Origin of the sequence: Pseudomonas sp. S9, assembly GCF_000222125.1 — a bacterium.
Classification (GTDB): domain Bacteria; phylum Pseudomonadota; class Gammaproteobacteria; order Pseudomonadales; family Pseudomonadaceae; genus Aquipseudomonas; species Aquipseudomonas segetis.
The window spans coordinates 1-1,704 of record NZ_AFFX01000024.1 but is presented as its reverse complement, the minus strand read 5'-3'; the positions used below and the strand labels follow the sequence as shown (position 1 = coordinate 1,704).

Below are 1,704 nucleotides of genomic sequence, written 5' to 3'. Positions count from 1 at the left end.
TCTAAAGACAACTCGTCATCAGTTCTCGGCCTTAGAATCCCGGATTTACCTAAGATCCCAGCCTACTACCTTAAACACGGACAACCAACGCCGTGCTGGCCTAGCCTTCTCCGTCCCTCCATCGCAGTAATTAGAAGTACGGGAATATTAACCCGTTTCCCATCGATTACGCATTTCTGCCTCACCTTAGGGGCCGACTCACCCTGCGTCGATTAACGTTGCGCAGGAAACCTTGGTCTTTCGGCGTGCGAGTTTTTCACTCGCATTGTCGTTACTCATGTCAGCATTCGCACTTCTGATACCTCCAGCAAGCTTCTCAACTCACCTTCACAGGCTTACAGAACGCTCCTCTACCGCTCATCCAAAGGATGAACCCGTAGCTTCGGTGTATGGTTTGAGCCCCGTTACATCTTCCGCGCAGGCCGACTCGACTAGTGAGCTATTACGCTTTCTTTAAAGGGTGGCTGCTTCTAAGCCAACCTCCTAGCTGTCTAAGCCTTCCCACATCGTTTCCCACTTAACCATAACTTTGGGACCTTAGCTGACGGTCTGGGTTGTTTCCCTTTTCACGACGGACGTTAGCACCCGCCGTGTGTCTCCCGTGCTGACACTTGCTGGCATTCGGAGTTTGCATCGGTTTGGTAAGTCGGGATGACCCCCTAGCCGAAACAGTGCTCTACCCCCAGCAGTGATACACGAGGCGCTACCTAAATAGCTTTCGAGGAGAACCAGCTATCTCCGAGCTTGATTAGCCTTTCACTCCGATCCACAGGTCATCCGCTAACTTTTCAACGGTAGTCGGTTCGGTCCTCCAGTCAGTGTTACCTAACCTTCAACCTGCCCATGGATAGATCGCCCGGTTTCGGGTCTATTCCCAGCGACTAAACGCCCTATTAAGACTCGCTTTCGCTACGCCTCCCCTATTCGGTTAAGCTTGCCACTGAAAATAAGTCGCTGACCCATTATACAAAAGGTACGCAGTCACAGAACAAAGTCTGCTCCCACTGCTTGTACGCATACGGTTTCAGGATCTATTTCACTCCCCTCTCCGGGGTTCTTTTCGCCTTTCCCTCACGGTACTAGTTCACTATCGGTCAGTCAGTAGTATTTAGCCTTGGAGGATGGTCCCCCCATATTCAGACAAAGTTTCTCGTGCTCCGTCCTACTCGATTTCATTGAAAAGAGATTTTCGCGTACAGGGCTATCACCCACTATGGCCGCACTTTCCAGAGCGTTCCGCTAATCTCTAATCAACTTAAGGGCTAGTCCCCGTTCGCTCGCCACTACTAAGGGAATCTCGGTTGATTTCTATTCCTCAGGGTACTTAGATGTTTCAGTTCCCCTGGTTCGCCTCTTACACCTATGTATTCAGTGCAAGATACCTAACTTATGTTAGGTGGGTTCCCCCATTCAGACATCTCCGGATCAAAGGTTATTTGCCACCTCCCCGAAGCTTTTCGCAGGCTATCACGTCTTTCATCGCCTCTGACTGCCAAGGCATCCACCGTATGCGCTTCTTCACTTGACCATATAACCCCAAGCAATCTGGTTATCGTCTATAACGTGAAGTAGACATTCGCCAAAATTTGCAATTGAGAACTACAAATTTTACCTTGACCAGATCAATTACCAGTGAAAGTAATCAATCAGTCACTTCTATCACATACCCAAATTTTTAAAGAACGATTTTTCTTTCTAGTCAAA

Annotated in this window: 1 rRNA gene; it reads right to left on the bottom strand. The window is 48.8% G+C overall.

Annotation, left to right across the window (positions count from 1 at the left end):
- Positions 1–1,528 (bottom strand): 23S ribosomal RNA (locus PSES9_RS0122820); the annotation flags it as partial.
- Positions 1,529–1,704: the final 176 nt, after the last annotated feature.